General features: G+C 63.9%; 12 protein-coding genes. 2 read left to right on the plus strand and 10 right to left on the minus strand.

Features of this window, described 5'->3' with window-relative positions:
- The first annotated feature begins 77 nt into the window (after positions 1-77).
- Positions 78-2,318, plus strand: a complete 2,241-nt coding sequence (locus IPM18_10660) for a PQQ-binding-like beta-propeller repeat protein (GenBank protein ID MBK9120043.1) — start codon at positions 78-80, stop codon at positions 2,316-2,318.
- Positions 2,319-2,357: 39 nt separating this feature from the next.
- Here IPM18_10660 and IPM18_10665 read toward each other — a convergent pair whose 3' ends face one another.
- The 4 genes from IPM18_10665 to IPM18_10680 form a co-directional block, all read right to left on the minus strand.
- Positions 2,358-4,430, minus strand: a complete 2,073-nt coding sequence (locus IPM18_10665; protein MBK9120044.1) for a phosphodiester glycosidase family protein — start codon at positions 4,428-4,430, stop codon at positions 2,358-2,360.
- Between the two features lie 70 nt (positions 4,431-4,500).
- Complete coding sequence (locus IPM18_10670) at positions 4,501-5,340, minus strand: insulinase family protein (protein MBK9120045.1); 840 nt, start codon at positions 5,338-5,340, stop codon at positions 4,501-4,503.
- Positions 5,341-5,432: 92 nt separating this feature from the next.
- Positions 5,433-5,765 carry a hypothetical protein gene (locus tag IPM18_10675; protein ID MBK9120046.1) on the minus strand — a complete coding sequence of 111 codons (333 nt, stop codon included), beginning with the start codon at positions 5,763-5,765 and terminating at the stop codon, positions 5,433-5,435.
- Entirely contained in the window at positions 5,765-7,369 is a 1,605-nt protein-coding gene (locus IPM18_10680; GenBank protein ID MBK9120047.1) for a phosphomannomutase/phosphoglucomutase, read from the minus strand. Before IPM18_10680 ends, IPM18_10675 begins: the two co-directional genes overlap by 1 nt.
- A 91-nt stretch (positions 7,370-7,460) precedes the next feature.
- Here IPM18_10680 and IPM18_10685 point away from each other — a divergent pair, with 91 nt between their 5' ends.
- Positions 7,461-8,582 carry a hypothetical protein gene (locus IPM18_10685; protein ID MBK9120048.1) on the plus strand — a complete coding sequence of 374 codons (1,122 nt, stop codon included), beginning with the start codon at positions 7,461-7,463 and terminating at the stop codon, positions 8,580-8,582.
- Between the two features lie 109 nt (positions 8,583-8,691).
- Here the strand turns inward: IPM18_10685 and IPM18_10690 are convergent, their stop codons facing one another.
- The 6 genes from IPM18_10690 to IPM18_10715 all read right to left on the minus strand — a co-directional run bounded on the left by IPM18_10690 (position 8,692) and on the right by IPM18_10715 (position 20,733).
- Positions 8,692-11,925 carry a thrombospondin type 3 repeat-containing protein gene (locus IPM18_10690; GenBank protein ID MBK9120049.1) on the minus strand — a complete coding sequence of 1,078 codons (3,234 nt, stop codon included), beginning with the start codon at positions 11,923-11,925 and terminating at the stop codon, positions 8,692-8,694.
- Between the two features lie 2,734 nt (positions 11,926-14,659).
- A complete protein-coding gene (gene groL, locus IPM18_10695) occupies positions 14,660-16,282 on the minus strand; it encodes a chaperonin GroEL (protein MBK9120050.1) in 1,623 nt (540 codons plus the stop codon).
- A gap of 332 nt (positions 16,283-16,614) precedes the next feature.
- Positions 16,615-16,980: a hypothetical protein gene (locus IPM18_10700; protein ID MBK9120051.1), complete on the minus strand. Its 366-nt coding sequence runs from the start codon at positions 16,978-16,980 to the stop codon at positions 16,615-16,617.
- A 515-nt stretch (positions 16,981-17,495) separates the two neighbouring features.
- Positions 17,496-17,792: a co-chaperone GroES gene (gene groES / locus IPM18_10705; protein MBK9120052.1), complete on the minus strand. Its 297-nt coding sequence runs from the start codon at positions 17,790-17,792 to the stop codon at positions 17,496-17,498.
- Positions 17,793-18,110: 318 nt separating this feature from the next.
- Entirely contained in the window at positions 18,111-20,165 is a 2,055-nt protein-coding gene (locus tag IPM18_10710) for a Zn-dependent oligopeptidase (GenBank protein MBK9120053.1), read from the minus strand.
- Positions 20,166-20,274: 109 nt separating this feature from the next.
- Positions 20,275-20,733 (minus strand): hypothetical protein, encoded by a 459-nt coding sequence (locus IPM18_10715; GenBank protein ID MBK9120054.1) that lies wholly within the window; start codon positions 20,731-20,733, stop codon positions 20,275-20,277.
- Between the last annotated feature and the right edge of the window lie 39 nt (positions 20,734-20,772).

The raw sequence follows: 20,772 nt of genomic DNA on the forward strand, positions 1-20,772 counted from the left end.
GAGCAGTTCATACCGGGCGTCGGTAGCCGGCGTGAGGAGCGTGCAGGGCGACTCACAACGTGCAGAGGGAGCAGGCGATGAGAAAAGACGCAGTACGGCACGGAATGGCATGGGTGTGGGTGGCGCTGGGGCTCGGGCTGCTGCTACTGCCGGCGGCGGGGGCGGCGGAGATTGAGGACTTCGCGTTTATCCACTTCAGCGATTCGCACCTGGGGCCACAGGTAGCGGGCCAGCCACCGGTTCCGCTACGGGAAGGCGAGAAGATCGCGTGGCTGGTTGAGCAAGCGGTCGGGCCGCAGGCCGGCTTCGAAGTCGGCCCAACCCCGGCGCCGTCGTTCGCGCTCGTGACGGGTGATCTGACCGAGTACGGCGTAATCGACGACACGTGGGCGCTTTTCGAGCGGGCGTTCGATGCGCTGCCCTATCCCGTTTACGTGCAGCCCGGCAACCACGACAACACCTGGGTTGCGATGTACCACATCATGCGGGCGCGGCACGGTGGTGAGAATTACTCCTTCCAGAAACACGGTTGCCACTTCATTGGTCTGAACTCAGCATCGCCGCAGGAACCCGTGCCGACGATCGACGGCAAAACGCGCGCCTGGTTGCGGGCCGACCTCGCGCAGGTTCCGCCGGGAACTCCCATCTTCATTGCGCTTCACCATCCTCCCTACGGTGGCGAGTTCTCCAATCCGGCCGAGTATGACACTTTCATGGACCTGCTGCGGGATCACAATGTCGCACTGGTGCTGTACGGCCACGGCCACGGTGTTGCCCACCGCGATCTCGACGGGCTCGACGGCACAATGGGTGGCAGCACCTTCGGTCGCAACGCGGGCTATGCGGTGGTGAGCGTGCAGGACGGTGCGCTCCGTGTGGCCTATCGCTTTCACACTCCACGGCCGCCGGCGGCTCCGGCTGGGACCCAGCCGGCCGAGGCGCAGGCCGCCGCAGCCGATGACGGAACGTGGTTGACGGTACTGAGCAAGCCGCTTGCTCGGGCGGTACCGGCGCGGCGGTTCGAGATTGTCGAGCCGGCTGCCGGTACGGCGCTCACGGGGGAATTGCTGACCGTGAAGCTCGCGCTGGCTGGTGAACAGACAGCCCGCGACCTTCAACGAGTCCGGCTGCACATCGACGGAGTGCCACTCGAGCCCGAGCGTAATGGCTTGACGTGGACGGCCAAGCTTCCGCCCGGTCCACCGGGCTGGCGGCATCTGTCAGTGCGCGGCACTCTGCGTGATGGGAGCAGCGACCTGCGCGCGGTGCCATTCCGGGTAGGTCCGGAGCGCCCGCCGTGGCAGTGGCGGCTGGAACTTCCGACCGCGATCAAGGCCACCCCCCTGGTCGTGGGTGAGCTTGTGATCCTCGCCCGAACGGATGGATTGCTCACGGCCCACGAACGGACAACCGGCCGCGAGGTGTGGCGCTTCAAGACCGGGGGAGAGATTCTCGGTACGCCCGCCTGGGATGGTGAGCGGTTGATCTTCGGTTCCGGTGACCAGCACATCTACGCAGTAGATCGCGCCGGTAAGGAGCGTTGGCGCATCCCTGTCGGGGTACCGGTCTATGCGCCGCCGGTGGTAGCCGATGGGATCGTGTATGTCGGTGACAACGGGGGTCGCTTTCATGCGCTGCGGGCCGAGGACGGGCAGCGCGTGTGGATTTTCGAGCGAGCGAGTTTTGCGATTGAGGCCGCCGCACACGTGTGGGGTGATCTGGTCGTGTTCGGCGCCTGGGATGGTTACCTGTACGCCGTGCAGCGCCAGACGGGTGCACTCGCCTGGAAGCAGTGGGGCCCCAAGTCGAGCGAGGGTGGCGCGGCGCGGTACTACGCTCCGGCCGACTGCGCACCGCTGTCGCTTGGCGATCGGTTGTTCGTGTGTGACCGCGGCTACCTGCTCGCGACCTATGCACAGGATGGGGAGCGCGGGTCGACGCTGGCAACTTCGATCACCGCAATTTCGGCGGATGCGCGTGGCACGGCGTTGTTCGGCCGGTCGAGCGAAGATCGATTGGTACGCTGGAATGCGCAGGGTGAGGTCGTCTGGACTGCGGACGTTCCTGCCGGGCGATTCCCCATTCCGCCGACTGTGGCGGGTGACACGGTCTATGTCTGTTCAAACCGTGGGTTGCTCAGCGCACTGAACGCGGAGAGCGGCGATATCCGCGCACAGATTCAGCTCACGCCGGGTTTCTTCGTGATGGCGGGCGTGGGTGTCGATGCCGATGGGACGTGCTACGTTGCAGGTATGGATGGCAGCGTGACAGCGATTCGGTTTCCCACGGACACCGTCACCATGTCGGTTCGCAATTGAGGTATGCTGGGAACACGGGCACATTCTAAGGACGATGGCTTACTCATGCCGGTAGCGTGCGACGGCAAAGCCGGTGTAGTGCCGTTTGCAGAGCGCGGGGACGTGTTCAACCCTCGGCGCGCCGCGTCCCGGCTCATTACAGTTCCGCAACTCTGGCGCCTCAAACACGCGCTGGAACCACGCCACGTCGCACAAGTCGACGGCCCCGTCGCCGTCGAAGTCGCCGGTGCGGCAGACTTGGCCGAGCGGGTAGTGGTGCGCCGGACCACGCAGGCAGAAGAATAGTTCCGGGAGGTCGCCGGCATCCGTCTGGTCACTGGCGTTGAAGTCGCCATGCGCCCGCGTCACCTGAAAGTTGTCTATCCACGCGCCGTGGCTACCCACTGGCGCCAGGTCGAAAATCTGGTGTCCGGCACCGAACAGACCGTGCGACCGCACTTCGTCCTGCACTGCGGCGATCAACTGGCCATTGATCCAGAAGCGAATCCGCGCACCCCAGCAGTCGATCCGGAAGCGCCGCCAGGCCGTGCCCGGTAAGTGCAGCGGTTCGGTGGCACGGAAATCCGTCAATACACCCGCGTGGATCACACCTGCGATAACACGTCCATCATGCGAATCCCAGGTGAGCACGTAGCTGCGGCCGCGCGTATTCGGGCGGGTATCGAATGTCCCGAGGCCGGCATCGCGCGCGAAGATACCGACGCGCTCGAAGCCCGGTGCCGCCTCGGGGCGGTACGCGCAATACACATCGGCCTGCACGCTGTAGTTCGTGTCACCGTGTGTCCCGCGTCGTACGAACTCCGCCGCAGCGTCCGTTGCCCGAATATGCAAGGCGGTGCCGTCGCCCTGCGGGGCGGCCGGGGAGTGTGGTGCAACATCATGAAATACACGGCCATCATCCCAGCCCGGGCTGCGACCGACAGGGGCGAACGGATCCGCGAATGGGAGAGCGGTGCGTTGTGGTCGCTGTACCAGCAGGACGGCGTTGGATACCGCCCGTTCGTTGCCATCCGAAGGCACATTGCGAACGGTGCTGGCGGCGACCAGCGTGGTGGACCCGCCACCGTCGAGGTTGACGGCCTCGCGGGCGCCAAGGTGGTCGATCAGGAAGGTCGCCATTTCCGCGAACGTCATGCCGATGCTGGCTGTTGAGCGGCCATCGACGGCCATCAGGAACCAGTGGGTGTCATTCCAGGCGAGCACGGTGCGCGGATGACGTTGCGTCGAGAACGTGTACTGCGACCAGTTGCTCGTGTGAGCTGTGCCGTTTCGCACGAGCCAGCCGATACCGGTGATGGCAAAGTGCGCATGGGCCCAGTCGGGCTGTGGGGCCTCGAACTGAAGCGTCACGCGGGCACCGGTGGCGAGATCGGCGACGGCCGTGTGAAACCCACCGGTTCCAAGCACCACGACACCGTCGGAGGGTACCACGAGTGGGACGGCGTGGGGGCCAAGCAGGCGCGCCGTGACACGGCCGGAAAGTTCCTTGCCCGGCCGGAAGGGATAGTTCACATCGCGAACGACCAGCGCGGCAAGGTCTGCCGGCGCGTCGCTCAGTGTCACGGTCCCCCAGGTGCGCGTGTACACCATGGTCTGCGGCGGTGTGAGGGTCCGGTTGTAAGCGGTCAGAGGTAGTGCTGTGCCGGACTCGAGCCGCAAAGTGCCTTCCGCGTGGGGAATGTCCTCCACGATCACGGGCTGTCGATCTGTCTGGATCAGCACGGTGTCATGTTGACCGCTGGCCTGTTCGAGCAGTTCGCCCTCGGAGGCGGTGGCGCCGATGATATTGGGAATCGGGCCGTAGAAAGAAGCATTCACAGCGGCAAGCACCGTCACCTGCGGCGGCTGGTGGTAATGTGCGGCAATGACGCTGGTGCGCGCGCGGGCCGAGAAGTTGCGGACGCCCTGCGGCCAGCCCACCAGGAGCTCGTAATCGGTGTGTTCGCGCGGCGCACTGACCACATAGACGAGACGTGGTCCGGGCAGGGCATACGTGCGATACGTGACGCCCGGGGCGAGGGTTTCATCCGCGTGCGAAAAGGGAAGCGCAGCGAGCACCAGGAGCGTGAACGGACCGAGCGGAGGACGGCGTAGTCCGGAGAGCATTTTCACCGGCAGCGCTCCTTTCTGCGCAACAGGTTCCACAGCAACGGCAGTCGAGTTGTACCCCAGTGAGGATGGGCTACAGCTCCAGCGGCCGCGGCCCGAGGGTCGCCACGCACACGCGGTCAAGCGGGAGGCGGCTGGCATAGGAGCGCGCGCGGGCGAGCGTGACGCCGCGCAGGGCGGCGAGTTTCTCCTGGCGGTCGATCGGCCGGCCGAAGTGAACGAGGTCATCACTCAGACCGGCAGCGCGGGCACGTGTCAGGTCGTCGGCGGTTTCGAATTGTGCGATGATGCTGTCGCGGGCGCGGTGCACCTCCTCGGCACTCAGATCTTCAGCCAGGCGGCACAGTTCGCGCCGCAGGGTGCGGTAGGTCTTGTCGCAGCGCTCCGGGGTGGTACTCGCACCAAGGTATATGACGCCCGCGCCGCGCGGTTGCTCATGCCACGCCCCGACCCAGTACACCAGACCCTGCTTCTCACGGACCTCGGTGAAGAGCCGCCCGCTCATGCCGCCGCTCAGAACACCCAACAGCACGGTCTCGACCGGGAAGTCCGCGGCAGTCTTCGGCAGCCCGGGCAGCGTGAGTGCGAGGTGTTCTTGCTCAAGCTCCTTGGCCTGGTGAGCCGTCTGCGGTTGCAGGTCGAGCGCTACCGGCTCGCGGCCGGCCCACTGGGGGCGCCCCCAGCCAGCAAAGGCGATCTCAACCTGGCGCGCGAGGACTTCGGCTGCAATCGGCCCGGCTGCGGCGACCTGCAAGCGTCCGCTGTGGTAGTGTTCCTCCCAGAAGCCGCGCACACGGGCCGGCGTGATCAAGCCGAGTGACTCGGGTGTACCAAGCACCGGGCGACCCAAGCGCGGTCCGAGTGTGAGTTTCTGAATCAGTACGCGCAGCAGGTCCTGCGGCTCATCCTCCATGGCGCGCAGCTCCTGCCGGGCGAGTTCCACCGCAACGGAACACGCCTCATCGGGAAAGGTCGGGTAGCGCAGCAACTCAATTGCCAGTGTGATTACCTCGCCGACGAACTCGGGAAGACAAAGTACGCGCAGGTGGGTCGACTGCCGCCCCGAGGCGGTACTCCACTGTGCACCGATTCGATCAAATGCATCTGCGAGCCCGCGCCCGTCGTACGACCTCGTCCCCTTGAGAGCGTCCGCTCGACCACGTAGGCAAGGCCCTCGGTCCCGACGGGATCATCACTGGACCCGACCAGCACGCGAAAGAAGAGCGCGACCGTATTGCGGCCCGGCAGGGGATCCACGGCCAACTCCGCGCCGCAGGGCAGCGTGAGGTGTGTGTAGGGGGTCTTGCCGGCCAGAGCTTGCGACGTTGTGCGGGGCATCAGTGATCCACCGCCGTGCCGAGCAGGGGGGTCAACGCCGCCAGCTTCTCCTGCAACAGGGCCGGTGTAGCGGCTTCCATATTCAAGCGCAACAACGGTTCGGTGTTCGACGGCCGCACGTTGAACCACCACTCCGGATACTGAATGGTGACGCCGTCAAGGTGGTCGATACGGGCGTCACGAAAGCGATCCGCCAGCTTGCGCAGCGTGCCGTCCTTGTCCTCGTTCTCGAAATTCTGCTCGCCGCTGCTGGCATACACATTCAGCGGCGCCACCAGTGTGCCCAGCGACTTTCCGCTGCGCGTCAGCGTGTTGAGGACGGCGATGAACGCAAGGAAGCCCGAGTCGCAGTAGTAGTAGTCGCGAAAATAAAAGTGACCGCTGAGTTCTCCCCCGAAGACCGCGCCGGCCTCCGCCATGGAGCGCTTCATGAAGACGTGCCCGACGCGCTCGCGACGGGGGACGCCGCCGTTTTTCTCGATTGTTTCGGCCACGATGCGACTCGAGCGCAGATCGTAGACGACCGTCGCGCCCTGGCGTTCCCGCAAGTACTCCTCGGCAAGCAGGGCGGTCAGGATATCACAGCGGACGATTTCGGCGTGCTCATCGACGAACACGCACCGGTCCGCGTCGCCGTCGAAACAGGCGCCAAAGTCGGCCTTGCACTCGCGCACCGCGGTGCGGAGCTGGTCGAGGTTCGCGGCGACGAGCGGATTCGGCGGGTGCACGAACTCGCCATCGTGCTCGAAGTTCAGCGGAATAACCGTCAGATTCGGAACCCCGTTGAACAGGATCGGGAACCACCGGCCGGCCATACCGTTCGAGGCATCGACGACGATCTTGAGCGGGCGGGGCTCGCGGAGGAACTTGTGCAGGTATGCGCGGTAGGGTTCGGAGAGGTCGAGCGTCTTAATCGGCAAGGCGTCGGGGACTTCGTGGCGTGAGATGGCCTTGGCGATACGCTCGATTTCCTTCAACCCGCTTTCGGACCCGATCGGTTTGCCTTTGGGGCCGCAGATCTTGAAGCCGTTGTAGTTTGCGGGGTTATGACTGGCAGTGGTTTGCACACCCCCGCAGCACGGCATGTAGTTGGCGGCGAAATAGAGCTGCGAAGTGTCGATCAGGCCGATATCGACGACAGGAGTTCCAACGGCCCGGGCGCCGTCGATGAAGGCCTGGCATAAGCGCTTGCTGTGCTTGCGCATGTCGCGGCCGACAATCAGGGTGTTCATCTTCGAGTCGCTGCGGTCGTAACCGGTAAGCAGTGTTCGCAGAAACTGGGCGGTTCCGTTGCCGACACGCCAGGCGACGTCCTCGTTCAGTGGCTCGGGTACGGTAGCGCGGACATCGTAGGCCTTGAATACCTTCTCGATCATCAGGTGTTTGTCCATTTCCAGGAGCGCAGAAGTTACCGCCCGGGCGCCCGTGGGGCCCGAGGGTGAGTAATAAGGCCGGCGACCTTTCTCGTCGTCATTAAACTGGCAGCCGGGACATTTGCGGAAGTTGGCGCGCCGTCGTCCGATGCAAATGGCTTCGGAGATGATGATGTGCTCCTCCCCCGGGCAGAAGCGCTGCACATCGTTCTCGTCTTTTGGCACTGTCATGCTCCGCGGTGCGCCAAGCCACCCCTGCAAGGCATGCTAGCAGACCCCTGCCGGATCGGCTACTCTGCGGTGGAACCCCGGGAGCAGCGTGATGCCCGTATCCTTCGGCCTGGTGTACCCGCTTTGGACCTTTGCCGCAGACGGCGGAGCGCTGCTCGAGCGGGCCGTCGGGGAGGTCGGCATTGACCATGTCACTGTCCCAGCGATCACGGGGCCGGTGACTGCATTTCGTCCAGTGGCCGCCCCGGATGCCCCGTACTTTCACTCCGACGGCGGCTGGCATTACCCACCCGAGGCACGTTGCTACGGTGGGCTCACGCCGCGGCCGCCAAGGGCCCGCTGGCAGGGGACCGCTGACCCGCTGGCACGTCTCGCCACGCTGGTCGAACGGCTGGGTATCGCACTCGTGCTGCGTGTGGACCTGCGGGCGGTGACCCCATTGGCCACGGCCGCCCCGCACCTGGCTCTACGCAATGCATGGGGACAGGAATGTACCGAGGCGGGCCTGTGCGCAGTCGGAGTCGAGACGCGGGACTGGCTGAGAGCGGCACTGGAAGACTTGCAGCGCTACCAGCCGGCACGGCTTGAACTCGGGGATTGGCGCGTGGATGTCTCGGCACACCCCGTGATGTCGCCGCAACGCTGGTCGTCGAATGTTGCAGAGCTAGGCGCGCTGTGTTTCTGTCCCTCCTGCCGCGCGGTGGCATCCGAACATGGGCTGGACGTCGAAGTGCTTGCACGGAACGTCCGCAGCGCTGTGGCAGCTTGGTGCGCGGGCGCACCGAATCGTGATGTACCCTTACCTGAGGGAGTCGTGGCTTACCGCGAGGTACGGCGGGCCGCCGTAGCGGCTTGGTTGCGGGGCTTACTCGATATCCATGCCGCCGCACCCGGTTACGTACTTACTCCGTGGGGGTCTGGGCAGCCGCCCGGCTTACTGCCCGACCGTTCTGTTTTGCGCCTGGACGGGGAGCAGTCTGACCTGTTCGCACCATCGGTGTTGCGGCACTTGGAGGGTGCGCTGGCTATGGTGGCCGGCGTCTGCATTCCCCTGCCACGACCGGCCGTTACAACAGGTGAGGAACTGGTCGTAGGGCTGCGCACCCTGGCACAACGCACGACCTGGATCGAGTTTGAAGGACTGGACGAGGCAGCGGCCGAAGCGTTGATCTGGCTGCGACAGGCCGTTCGGTACGCCCGGCGCGAGCAGTAATAGCACACGACGTGCCGAGCAGGGGCTTTCAATCTTGGAGTCAAAGCACGCCGGCCGGCGCCGTGGGTAAAACGGCACCGGCCGGATGTGGTTTCACCTGCTGGCGACGTCAGCGGCGAGGGACACTGCGCCGCGGACGCGTGCATGCGAGGCCCGCGAGGACGGCGAGCAGCAGCCCGGCGCCCGTAGCGCCGCACAGTCCGCCACCGTTCAGCGGCGGCTGGTCCTGACCGCTATCGGTGTCATCGTCCAGCGGTGGAGGCGGAGGAGTCACCTGGCCGCTGTCGTCACCCGGCGGAGCCACCGCGAACGCCGTCTGGAAGGACCAGACCGGTCCCGGCGTTGTATCCGCCTCGTTCTTGGCCTGGATCCGCCAGTAGTACGTCGTACCGAACTCGAGACCGGTGATCGGCCACGCGCTCGTCAGTGTGCTACCCTCGAAGCGAATCTGAGTCAGGGCCGGGTCCGTCGCAACCAGCACCTTGTAGATGACGGTGTTCGACGTATCCGCCCAGTCGAGCACGATGTTGACCGGCACACCGGTCGCACCATTCGCCGGGGTCGGACCGGACGGCACGCCCGGCAGTTGCGGTGTTGTGCGGAAGGACCAGAGGGGTCCCGGCAGCACAAGGGAACTCGTGCGCGTCACGATCTGCCAGTAGTAGACCGTGTCGAAGTCGAGGCCGGTCACTTCCCAGGCCGTCTCTACTGTCGTGGTGAGGAGCGCCGGCGAGGTCGTCGTACCGAAGTAAACCTCGTACTGCACCGCACCCGCGACCGGCTCCCAGGCCAGACGAATCGTCAGTGGCACGCGGACGGCGCCATCCGGCGGGCTCGGACCACCCGCTTCACAGGCATCGCCCACACCGTTGCCGTTCGAATCCAGTTGGTTGGGATTGAAAATGAACGGGCAGTTGTCCACGTCACCGCAGATGCCGTCACCGTCAATGTCGTTCTGGGCATCGAACGGGCACGGATCACAGGCGTCGCCCAGCCCGTCACCATCCGAGTCGAGTTGGGTCGGGTTGAACACATCGGGGCAATTGTCCAATTCGTTCGGAATGCCGTCACCGTCGCGGTCCGGGTCGCAGGCGTCGCCGATACCGTCGCCGTCGAGGTCCGCCTGGCTGGGGTTGGGCACGAATGGGCAATTGTCGCAGGCATCACCAATACCATCGCCGTCACCGTCGAGCTGGTTGGGATTCCACGTATCCGGGCAGTTGTCACAGGCATCGCCGATGCCGTCCCGGTCACGATCTGACTGGTTGGGGTTGAAGGCAAACGGGCAGTTGTCGCAGGCATCGCCCAGTCCGTCGCCATCCGAATCGAGCTGATTCGGGTTAGGCAGGGCGGGGCAATTGTCGCAAGCATCGCCCACGCCATCGCCATCCGTATCCAACTGGTCGGGGTTTGAGACAAACGGACAATTATCGCAGGCGTCGCCAATCCCGTCGCCATCGGTATCGAGTTGATTCGGATTCCAGACCGTCGGGCAGTTGTCCAGGTAATCCGGAATCCCATCGCCGTCGATGTCGGAGACAGCGAAGACGATCGTCGCCGTGGCTTCACCCACGCGCCCGGTCTCCGGGTTGGTCACGACCAGCCGCACGATGTTGCCCAGCGGCGGGTTGCTGTAGGTGTAAGTCACAATCGGTCCGGTGGCCGTCGGACCACCTGGTGCGGCGGCATCCAGGAACCACTGGTACAGCAGGTTGGGGTTCGTGAAGCCGGTTTCGTCGAGCGACTGTGAACCGTCGAACCGCACGGTCAACGGAATCTCGTTGTTCGGGTTGGCGACCTGATCCGGGTAGCTCACGTCGATCGCGGCGGTCACCGTCGGCACAACCTGGCCGTTCTGCACCGTAACCGGCAAGCTGTAAGGCGTGCGGCCGGTGGTGAGGAATTGGAAACGGTCGGGCTTGCGGCCGAGGATACTGCTCTGGTAGCTGAACACACGGTACTGTAATCCACCTGCGCCGGCGGTATCGCCCGGATCTACGTCACCGGCCAGCCGCAACTGCTTCGTAGTGGGCACACTAAGGATGCGGTAGTAGCCCGGTGTGGCCCCCGGCCCACCGAGGATGCGGACATACTCACCCGGCCGGAACTGGCTCGCGACGAAGTTCGCATCCGGGTCCGTGAGCAGGTAGCCGTTCGGGCCCGGGCCGACGTTCGCGTTCGCGCCGCCCTGTACCAGTGCGGTCGAGTTGATCACGAAGCTGACGGCGCCGGTGTTCGACGTATAGGGTACGCCGGTGGTGGCATTGTTCTGGAGGCCCGAGATCGAACCCCGCACTTCCCACACTTCCGCACCGGGCACGGAGTCGTCGATGCAGGTCAACGTCCAGCTTTCCAGGAAGGACAAGGCAATATCGACATTCGTCACATCGACTGTGCCCTTCCCCCGGTTCTCGAAAGCGGGGCGGGGCGTGGAGCTTGATGGATCGGTGATGTCATCGGCACCCGGACCAGGGACCAGCCGGGCGTAGAAGTAATACCGACCGTCGCCCGGCAGACTGTTTACCGGCGCGAAGAAGACCTGCTGTGCCAACCCGGCCGGCTTGGCCGAGGTGCCGAGCAGCACACCGGAAGCCGGATAACCGCTCCCCACGGTGTCGGCATAGAACTCGATCGTCGTGCCGCCGTAGAAGTCGAACGCTTCGTAGGACAGAGGCAGGCCGCCTGCAACCACCTCGACCGCCGGGGGACGGTCGAACTGGAGCGAGGGTACTGAGCGTGGCTTCCACACGAATGTCACAACCGACTGGGTCGGCTGTTGGACGATGTTGGTGATCTCGATATCGCTGCGAACCTGGCCCCACCAGTTGGAGCTCGGATCGGTGAATGGGCCGAACGACGTGTTGCCGGTGCTGCCCGGGAACGGATCGCCGTCGTCGCCATTGTTCTCACCGTTCTGCAACTGCGCGAGCCCGTCGGCCTGCACCACCAGGAAGCTCGGCCGGGTCCCGATGCGCTGTTGGAGCGGGAAACCCTCGGGGAAGTTCACGCCGAAATCGGTCTGCATGATCATCAGGCCGTTTCCAACGGCAGCACCGGGGGCATTCTTCGAGAAGTTGATGATCCGCGGATTCTCCGGGCTCGGCGCGGTGAGGGTGTAGAAGTAGAAGCGCTCACCCTCGTTGTTCTGGTTCTCAAAGTAAAACGCGGAGCCCGTGGGGTGGAACGCGAAATCGCGGATAATGACTTCCTGCTCGACGAGCGGGTTGAGCACATCGCGCAGGTTGATTGGCTCCATCCATGGCGTGTGGGCCGTCCCCAAATCTTCGCTGCCGAGGTAGAACTCCTTCAGAACCGGTGACGGATGCACAAACCCACCCGCCATGATGTCCCACCCGGCCACCGGCCGGTTGACGTACCCGCCGGTGTACTCGTCGTAGTCGTACAGGTCAGGGTAGCCCTCCCAGACATGCAGCCACTCGTGCGCCATCAGCTCCTTTGCAAAGGTCTCGGTCTGGGTAATCTGGCCGGCTTCACCCGTTGCGTTGAGGGCCGTGGCGAAGTCGGAGAAGAAGATGGGCGACAGCGGATTGCCGGGTTTCTCCAGGACATTGATGGGTAAATCCATCGCGGGGGCGGGCAACTGGAACAGACCACGGCCGCCGGCCGCCAGCCCGTCGGGGTAGAGGTCACCCGGCAGCAGTACCGTGGAGTGGAGGAAGTGTGTCACACCTGAGATCGGGTTGCCCTGATCGTCTTCGTCCTCCCAGGGGACTGACATGACGAAGTTATCCCAATTAATCGTCGCATCCAGTGCGGCCACCGCGGCCTCAGTCAGGCGGCGGCGGTTGAATGGGTAGTCATTGCCGGGACCGCCGTCGTTGGCGGTCTGCGGGTTGCTGTCGATGGCGTAATTTTCGGTGCCGATGTGGCGCACTTCGCCCTGATCGAGCAAACCGTCAAGGTTGAAGTCACGCCGGAAGATTGTCGCGGGGATCTGGACCGAAATGGGGTCGCCCGTGAATGGATCCACAAGTGGGGTCCCTTCGTTGTCGACCGGTTCGATCGGATCCCAGTCCGCGACGCTGTTGGCGTTGCTCATCCACGTAATGACTTCGAGAGAGAGCACGTTACCGCCATCCATACCGTTTGCGCCATGGACGAGGTACGCCATGGGGCCGCCGGCGGAGATGAACCCATCCGGGCTGGTCCCATTGGGTGTGCCATCACCGACATCGTGCCCGTAGTATGAGAAGTTCTGGGTTGAAGTAACCTCACCCAGCCGCCCATCACCCCCGTAGCCAAGGCCGGAAGGGCGGTTCGCGTAGTACATCGAGGACGGCAGATCTTCGAACTCGGCTCGCCCGTCATAGCGACCGTCCGCATCAGGACGAATCACGGCTTCTGTGGGGATGGAGTAGCCCGGCGGGAACGAACCGTCGCCGAGGGACGCGGGCTCAACCGGTGGCAGGGCGCAGTCGGTTTCGGGGTCATAGTCGGCCGGAGTCCACTCCTCACCGGAGCGCGCGGTCGGTCCGCCCACGTTCGGCTCGAACGGCGGGAATGCATTGGCATGTTCCAGGTCGTACGGCACATAGTTGGGAATCAGCGGATTCCATGTGGGTGCGTCGAGTTCCGGGCGCGGCGGGATCGGCAGCGGCGGTGCCGGCGGTGGGGCCTGTAGTCCCGAGACCAGGAAGAAGATCCGCCAGAAGTTGTCCCAGCGGTCGCCATAGTAGGCATCCCACCACGTGATGCCGCCCTCTTCCATCGGAATCGCGTAAGGCCAGCGCCCTTCGTCGTCCGGGCTCAGTGTGAGTGCGGTCTCGACAAAAGGTGTCCCCGGCTGCTGCCACATCTTCGAATTGCCGCGCTCGGTCCAGGAATCGGGACCGTCGTAGATGCCGTTGCCGAAGCGGCCCAGGAAGCCGGAGCCGTCATTGACGTTCGGGGCCGAGACAATTTGCCCCACGTCGCCAGGGTAGTTGCGTCGGATGTAGGCCTCGGCCCACGCACGCGAGCCAGGCGTGTTCTCATCGCCCTCGAACTCGTTTTTCGGGCTGGGATCCAGCCGAATCCAGGGCGGGTTGGCCGTCGGCCAGTAAATCCACATGAAGTCTTCGAACGGCTCAGGGTAGTTCCACTCGTCACTGTTATCGATGTCCCCAAACTCGCCGTCCTCAATCACGCCATCCACGGCGCAGTCCTCACCGGCGAGCCCATCGCGGGTGTCTTCCAAGAGCCCGTCATAACGGCTGTTGTTGTTCAAATCGTAGAAGCGCTCACCGGGAGTCCACCAACCGTCAATCAGACCCGGCGGTGGATCGGTTGGGCCGGCAAGATCACCGTTCATATCGATGACGTACCTCTGCCGCGATTCGTCAAAGGCCTCTCCGGCGAACGCGTCGAAACGGCCGTTACCGTTGAGTTCAATGTACGGCAGGATCGCTTGTGACATACCGCCGGCGGTGGTCGGGACAGTCCAGCCCGTCGGAACCTGGTCCTGGAGTGGCATAATCGGCCATGGCAGTTCCGCCCAGCCGAACGCATCACCGGTTACGGTAACGCGGCCATAGGAGATTTCGCGCCAGAACTCGGCGAAAGAGTCGATGCCATTCGCGGGGTTCTGGTCGAAATAATGGCGGAAAGCGTTCACGGGGTTTGGCAGTGTCTGCCCGGCGGGCAGGGGCCACTGCGGGAAGGACTTGGGCGGGGCAGCCATCATGACCACGAACTTGCGCTGCTGCTCTGCTTGTTGTGCCCAGCTTGTGCTCACCGCGCCCGCGGCCACCACACAGCAGAGGAGCAGGCGCCGCGCCGTCATTACGTCGATACGCATGTAGATGCCCCTTAGCGCCCTGCCCACTGGGCAGGCCATAAACGTACAAATTCCTCAGACACCTCTCATCACCCTAGCCCCTGCTATGTGACCAGTCAACGGAATTCGCGCGGCGAAACAAGCGTTTCATCCGTGGTCGCACGCAGCAGTCGGAGGGCGTGCCGCCCGCGAACAGGGACCAGTAACGAAAGGAGCGCCGGCCGGCATGGGAACACACCGACCGACGCCCTTGTTTATGGGAAGCCGACTCCCGCAGGAGCCGGGTTGGGCTCTTATGCGCTTACATGCCGGGCATGCCGCCGCCCTTCTTCTCGTCGTCCTTTTCCTTCAGTTCGCTGACGGCCGCATCGGTTGTGAGCAGGAGGCCCGATACCGAAGCCGCGTTCTCGAGCGCGACACGTTCGACCTTGAGCGGGACGATGACGCCCATCTTGACGAGGTCGCCGTACTCCTCGGTCAGCGCGTTGTAGCCGAAGTTGCCCTTGCCTTCGAGGACTTTCTGGCAGACGATCGAACCATCCAAGCCAGCGTTCTCCGCGATCTGGCGGATCGGAGCCCGAAGGGCGCGGCGAATGATGTCCACACCGGTCTTCTGGTCGCCGCGGGCCTTCTTGTAGGCCGCGTCGAGCGCCTCTTCACAGCGCAGGACCGCCACACCACCACCCGGAAGCACACCTTCCTCGACCGCCGCACGGCAAGCGTGCAGCGCGTCCTCGACGCGGGCCTTCTTCTCTTTCATCTCGATTTCGGTCGCAGCACCCACGTTGATCTGCGCGACGCCACCGGACAGCTTCGCGAGGCGCTCCTCGAGCTTCTCGCGGTCGTAGTCACTCGTGGTGGCGTCGATCTCGTGCTTGATGGCCTCGATGCGGCCTTTGATCTTCGCGGTTTCGCCGGCCCCTTCGATCAGGGTGCAGGTCTCCTTGTCGACGATCACCCGCTTGGCCCGACCGAGTTCATTCAACTCGATCTTCTCGAGACTGATACCGAGGTCCTCAAAGACCGCGGTGCCGCCGGTGACGATCGCGATGTCTTCCAGCATGGCCTTGCGGCGGTCGCCGAAACCGGGGGCCTTGACGGCGGCGCACTGCAGGATGCCACGGAGCTTGTTGAGCACAAGCGTGGCAAGCGCCTCACCGTCCACCTCTTCGGCGATCACCAGCAGCGGCTTGCCGGCCTTGGCGATCTTCTCGAGCAGCGGCAGCAGATCCTTGACCGACGAGATCTTCTTCTCGTGGACAAGGATGTAGGGGTTGTCGAGCACGACCTCCATGGACTCGGGCTTGTTGACGAAGTGAGGTGAGATGTACCCCTTGTCAAACTGCATGCCCTCGACGAGATCGACGGTGGTCTCGAGGCCCTTGCCCTCTTCGACCGTGATGACGCCATCCTTACCGACCTTCTCCATGGCCTCGGCAATCTTGTTTCCGATCTCGGTATCCTGGTTGGCGGCGCAGGTGCCAACCTGGGCAATCTGCTCCTTACCCTTCACCGGCACCGCGAGCTTCTTGAGCGCTTCGATGACGGCGGTCACGCCGAGATCGATGCCGCGGCGAAGCTCCATCGCGTTCGCGCCGGCCGCCAGGTTCTTCAGCCCCTCATCGAAGATCGCTTCAGCATAAATCGTGGCCGTCGTCGTGCCGTCACCCGCAACGGTCGAGGTCTTGCTGGCGACCTCTTTGACCATCTGGGCGCCCATGTTCTCGTACGCGTCCTCGAGTTCCACCTCTTTGGCCACCGTGACACCGTCCTTCGTGACGGTCGGCGCGCCGAAGGACTTCTCGATCACGACGTTGCGACCCCGGGGGCCCAGGGTGACCTTCACCGCGCGGGCCAGTTGCCGCACGCCGCGGCGAATGGCCTCGCGGGCTTCCATGTCGTAGGCGATCTGCTTGGCTGCCATCAATAAAGCTCCTGTTCCTCTGGGCGGGAGCGGACTAGCCCGCAAGCCCGGCTTGGTAACTCGATGGTCCTTGGCTCAGCCAGCCGCAGGGCCGACGGAAATGTCAGGCGCACTGCAACCAACCCCGGCCACGGGTTTAACTGGCAAAATGCGCGCCACACAGCCGTTATGTGGCAACCAAGTCTCAAGTTGTTTTATTATAAAGACTTGTGAAGATAGGGCTGAGGTGGAACCCTGCGTGTGAAGTGGATCGGCGCGCTGTCATTTCGGCAGGTGGCTGTCACCGCGCGCCCGGGCTGCCTGTCGGCCGTGTGCGTGTGGTTGAACCCAGCTTAGCTCGCGGCGGTGACGGTGGCGGCGTGGTCGCAGTCACTCGTATGTGCGGCGGCGTGGCTGGATTTCAGCAAATCTGCCGCACCAGCTTCGCCGAGGTGATGATGAAAACGGCGCGACAGCACCTCGTCGCTGTAACGCAAGACGCGGGCCGGAACACCAACGGCGACCGCATGGTCGGGCAGGGAGCGTGTCACTACGGATGCGGCTCCGACCAGGCAGTTTCGACCGATCCGCACACCTTGGCGCCCGGCCACGATCGTAGTGCGCATCCCGATGTATGTGCCGTCACCGATTTCGATCGGTTGCGAGCCGTCCTGATGAATCCCATGCACCGCAAAGTAAACGCCGTAGGATATTCCCACGTAATTTCCGATTCTCGTGAGCCCAGGATTCACATCATCGAGATAGCAGCGCATCCCGATGAAGACATGCTTTCCGATCTTGAAACCCAGCAAGCGGTAGAGGCCGATGCGCAGGTCGTTGAAGGAATCATGGGGATGACAATGACATTGAGGAACTTGCGGATCGGCTTCCAGAGCAGGAGCAGCGGAGAATGCCGCCGCCAGGGGGCTACATAACCACCGCGTCGTGCCGTCAATCGTTGCAGAAGTCTCATGCCGGGACCTCGGATCAGCGCATATTCCTGCCCCCACGTTATCGGGGCGCACGGGTTCAGGGTGCAGTAACAAACCTTGCACGCCGGAATTGTAGCGCCGGAGAGGGGCGCAGGGGGGGCCCAGGGTCCGGGAATGCGAAAGGCACGCCCCGTCACCGGTCCACCACGGGGCCGACGACGGGGCGCGCCACACCCCCCCCGAAACGGTGAATTCTCCCTTGCGGGAGCTGGCGTCGCATGGATGGGAACGCCAGTGGCGGGTCAGTCGAGCACGGCCAGAATGTCGCTCTCGTCCATGATGATCATCTCTTCGCCGTTGACTTTGACCTCGGTGCCGGCATAGCTGCTGAACAGTACCTGGTCACCCTTCTTCACCTGCAGCGCCTTGCGATCGCCGGTGTCGAGCAACCGGCCTTCGCCGACACTGAGAACCGTACCGCGGCGGGGCTTCTCGCGTGCAGAATCGGGCAGAACGATGCCGCCCGCGGTGCGCTCCTCCGCCTCCAGACGCTGTACCAGGACCTTTTCACCCAGCGGACGAATCGAGAACTTGCTCATGAATGCTCCTCTGCATGCGCCGGAATCGGCGGCGCGAGACTGCGATACCTCAACCTGCGGTGCGCGGGATTAGCACCGGCGCGCGCATCTTCCGCGACCGAATGGAATGCAAGGTTCGTGCCAGAACGACGGAGCGTGACCAGGTTGTCGTAACCCATCCCGCCCTGCATGCACTAACCGCAGTCAGTACGCGGGCTTGCGCGCTGGTGAGCAGAGTGCGGGGCTGTCCCGTGGTTCAGTCGTCAGACTCGTTGGAATGCCCGTGGATGACACAGCGCTGTCAAACTGGCAGGTGGCGCGGACCTCCCGATCCGGTTCCTACTGTGTGGAACTCACTGCGTCCATGCCGAGGTGCTCCAGGAACGGCTCCAGCCGGGGCTCACGGCCGAGGAACGCCTTGAGCATTTCCATCTCGTCCTGCGCTCCACCGCGTGACAGCACATGCTGCCGGTAGAACTGCCCTGCGTCCGGGTTCAGGAGACCGTGCTCCTGGAAATACGCGAACATGTCCTGGGCATATACCTTTGACCACAAATAGCCGTAGTACCCGGCGTGGTAATGCATAAGGTGACCGAACCCCGCCTGGAAATAGGTTTCAGGTACAGGCGGGAATAGTTCCGTCTCGGCCCAGGTCGCAAGCCCGAGTGCGGTTGAATCAACCGCACCATCGGCAGATAGGTGGTAACGCAGGTCCGTCAGGCCATACAGCACCTGCCGCTCTGCCGTGATCCCGGAGCCGACGTTCCGGGCAGCGAGCATGGCAGCGAGTACATCATCCGGCAGGGGGTCGCCGGTTTTGTAGTGGTGTGCGAAGGTTCGGAGCACGTCACCATCCCAAACCCAGTTTTCGAGCATCTGAGACGGCAGTTCCACGAAATCGAGCGCGGTGGCCGTACCGGAGAAGCTGCCATATTCGACGGCGGTGAGAAGACTGTGCAGCGCGTGGCCGAATTCGTGGAAGTATGTTTCCACGTCCGAGTGGGTCATCAGCGCAGGACGTTCCTGGCTTGGTGGGGGGAAGTTGCAGACCAGTGCAACCAGGGGTCGTTGCACGCTGCCGTCCGCCCAGACTTTGCGCGGGAACAGCCCGAACTGGGCGAAGTGGCCGTACTTGTTGTCCCGGGGATACGGGTCAAAATAGAATTCGCCCAGCAGCTCCTGCTTGGCGCGGTCCCAGACTTCATAAAGCTTCACGTCGGGGTGCCAGATGGGGCGGCCCCCCGCCGCGGCCGTAGAAGTGACATCGCGATATTCGAGGCCGAACAGCTCCTGCGTGATGTCGAAGACCGCTTGCACGACGCGGTCCATGGGGAAATATTCCTGAACCTTTTCCCCGTCAACCGCGTAGCGCGTGCGCTTGAGCCAGTTTTCATAAAAGAACTGGTCCCACGCTTGCACCTGGGCTTCCGGGTTGCCGGTGTGCTCACGCTTGGCAGCGGTGAATTCGGCGAAGTCGGCGGTCGCCTTCCGGCGAATCACGGGCCGCAACTCCTCGTAGAACTTCAGCACCGTCTCCGGGGACTTCGCCATGCGCACTTCGGTGACGTACGCCGCGATGTTGGGGTACCCCAAAAGTTGGGCCTGTTGGGCACGCAGCTTCAGGATGCGTTCCAACAGGTCTACATTGCGTTTTCCGCCCAGGCGCTTGTAAGAGACGTAGAGCTTCTGCCGCGTATTCTCGACTTCGCCGAAGGTCTGCACCGCCATGTAGGTCGGCGAGTCGAGCCCGACCAGGAAGAGGTCGCCGCTGCGGGGCAGTCGTGTGAGAACCGCCTCGGGCACCCCGCGCAGCTCGTCACCGGTAAACGGCAGACGCGTCTCGTCGTCGCGGAGGTTCTTCTGGAATTCCAGTACGAGGCGGTTTTCCTCGAGCTCCAGCTCCTGGAGCCGCGCCCGCTGCTCGGCCGGCAACTCCATGCCGGCCCGGCGATAGTCCCGGAGCGTGTGCTGGAGCAGCCGGGCCTGCTCGCCGGCGAGTTGCGGCTCGGTGGCAGCATACGCCTTGACCGCTTCATACAGGTCCACGCGCTTGCTGAGCGTGATGAGCCAGTTCTGCACATGCTCTTCAGCCAGCCGACCGCGCTCGCGTTCGGCGGCGTCGGTTGAAACATAGGCCATGAATTGTGTGAACTCGGTCTCGAGCCGCAGGCGTACCAGCAGGTCATCGATCGCGCCGACGGTATTGTCGAAGGTGCGATCCGCCGCCGGCACGGACACGATGGCGGCGACCGCCGCTTCCGCCTTGCGGAGGGCTTCTGCGACAGGCGAATCGGTGGGCACGTCGTTCGCTAGTGCCGGCAGGGCAGCCGCGAAGCCGAATGCTGCCAGAGTCGGAAGTCCGAGCATCTGAAGGCAGCGTCGTAGTACGGTCATTGCTCCACAACCTCCGGGGCGCACGGGGCGCCGCCCATGCCAGGTACTCCGCGCGGCCATTCCGCTGGCGCATGACTCGGACGCCACCGCTGTGGTTGGCCGGGCGTTGTTACTGTCCCCCGAGATCCTGATTGAATGCGAACATCACGATCATGTTCTCGCGCTGCTCGTGCTGCCCCACTACCGCGATGTACCGCAGTACACGCGCACACGCATCCGCCACCAGCACGCGGTCCTCCGGCCGGGTGGCGGCAAGGTCATTGCGGATGCCTTCGGCCATTCGGAGCAATTGTGGGTGCTCGGCCTTGATGAATTCGACCTGCTTAGCGAGGGTGGGACGTTGGCCCAGGATCGTTTCCAGGTAACCGTCCCGCACCTTCATTTCGATCGTACGTTCGATGTGGGCTTGCAGGCGCTCGAACGCAGTCCGGAGACCATCCAGCCACGCGCCCAGGTTGACACTCGGCTGGGTGGCAATGTGCTCACGGAGGACTTGCGCCAGTTGGTTCAGGGACTTGTGCTCTTCCTGCAGCCGCAGGGCCAGTTCCTGTTCGCGATTCTCGTCCATCCGGTTACCTCCTGTGCCAAGGTCCGCACGCCGACATGC

Source organism: Phycisphaerales bacterium, assembly GCA_016716475.1.
GTDB lineage: Bacteria > Planctomycetota > Phycisphaerae > UBA1845 > Fen-1342 > JADJWG01.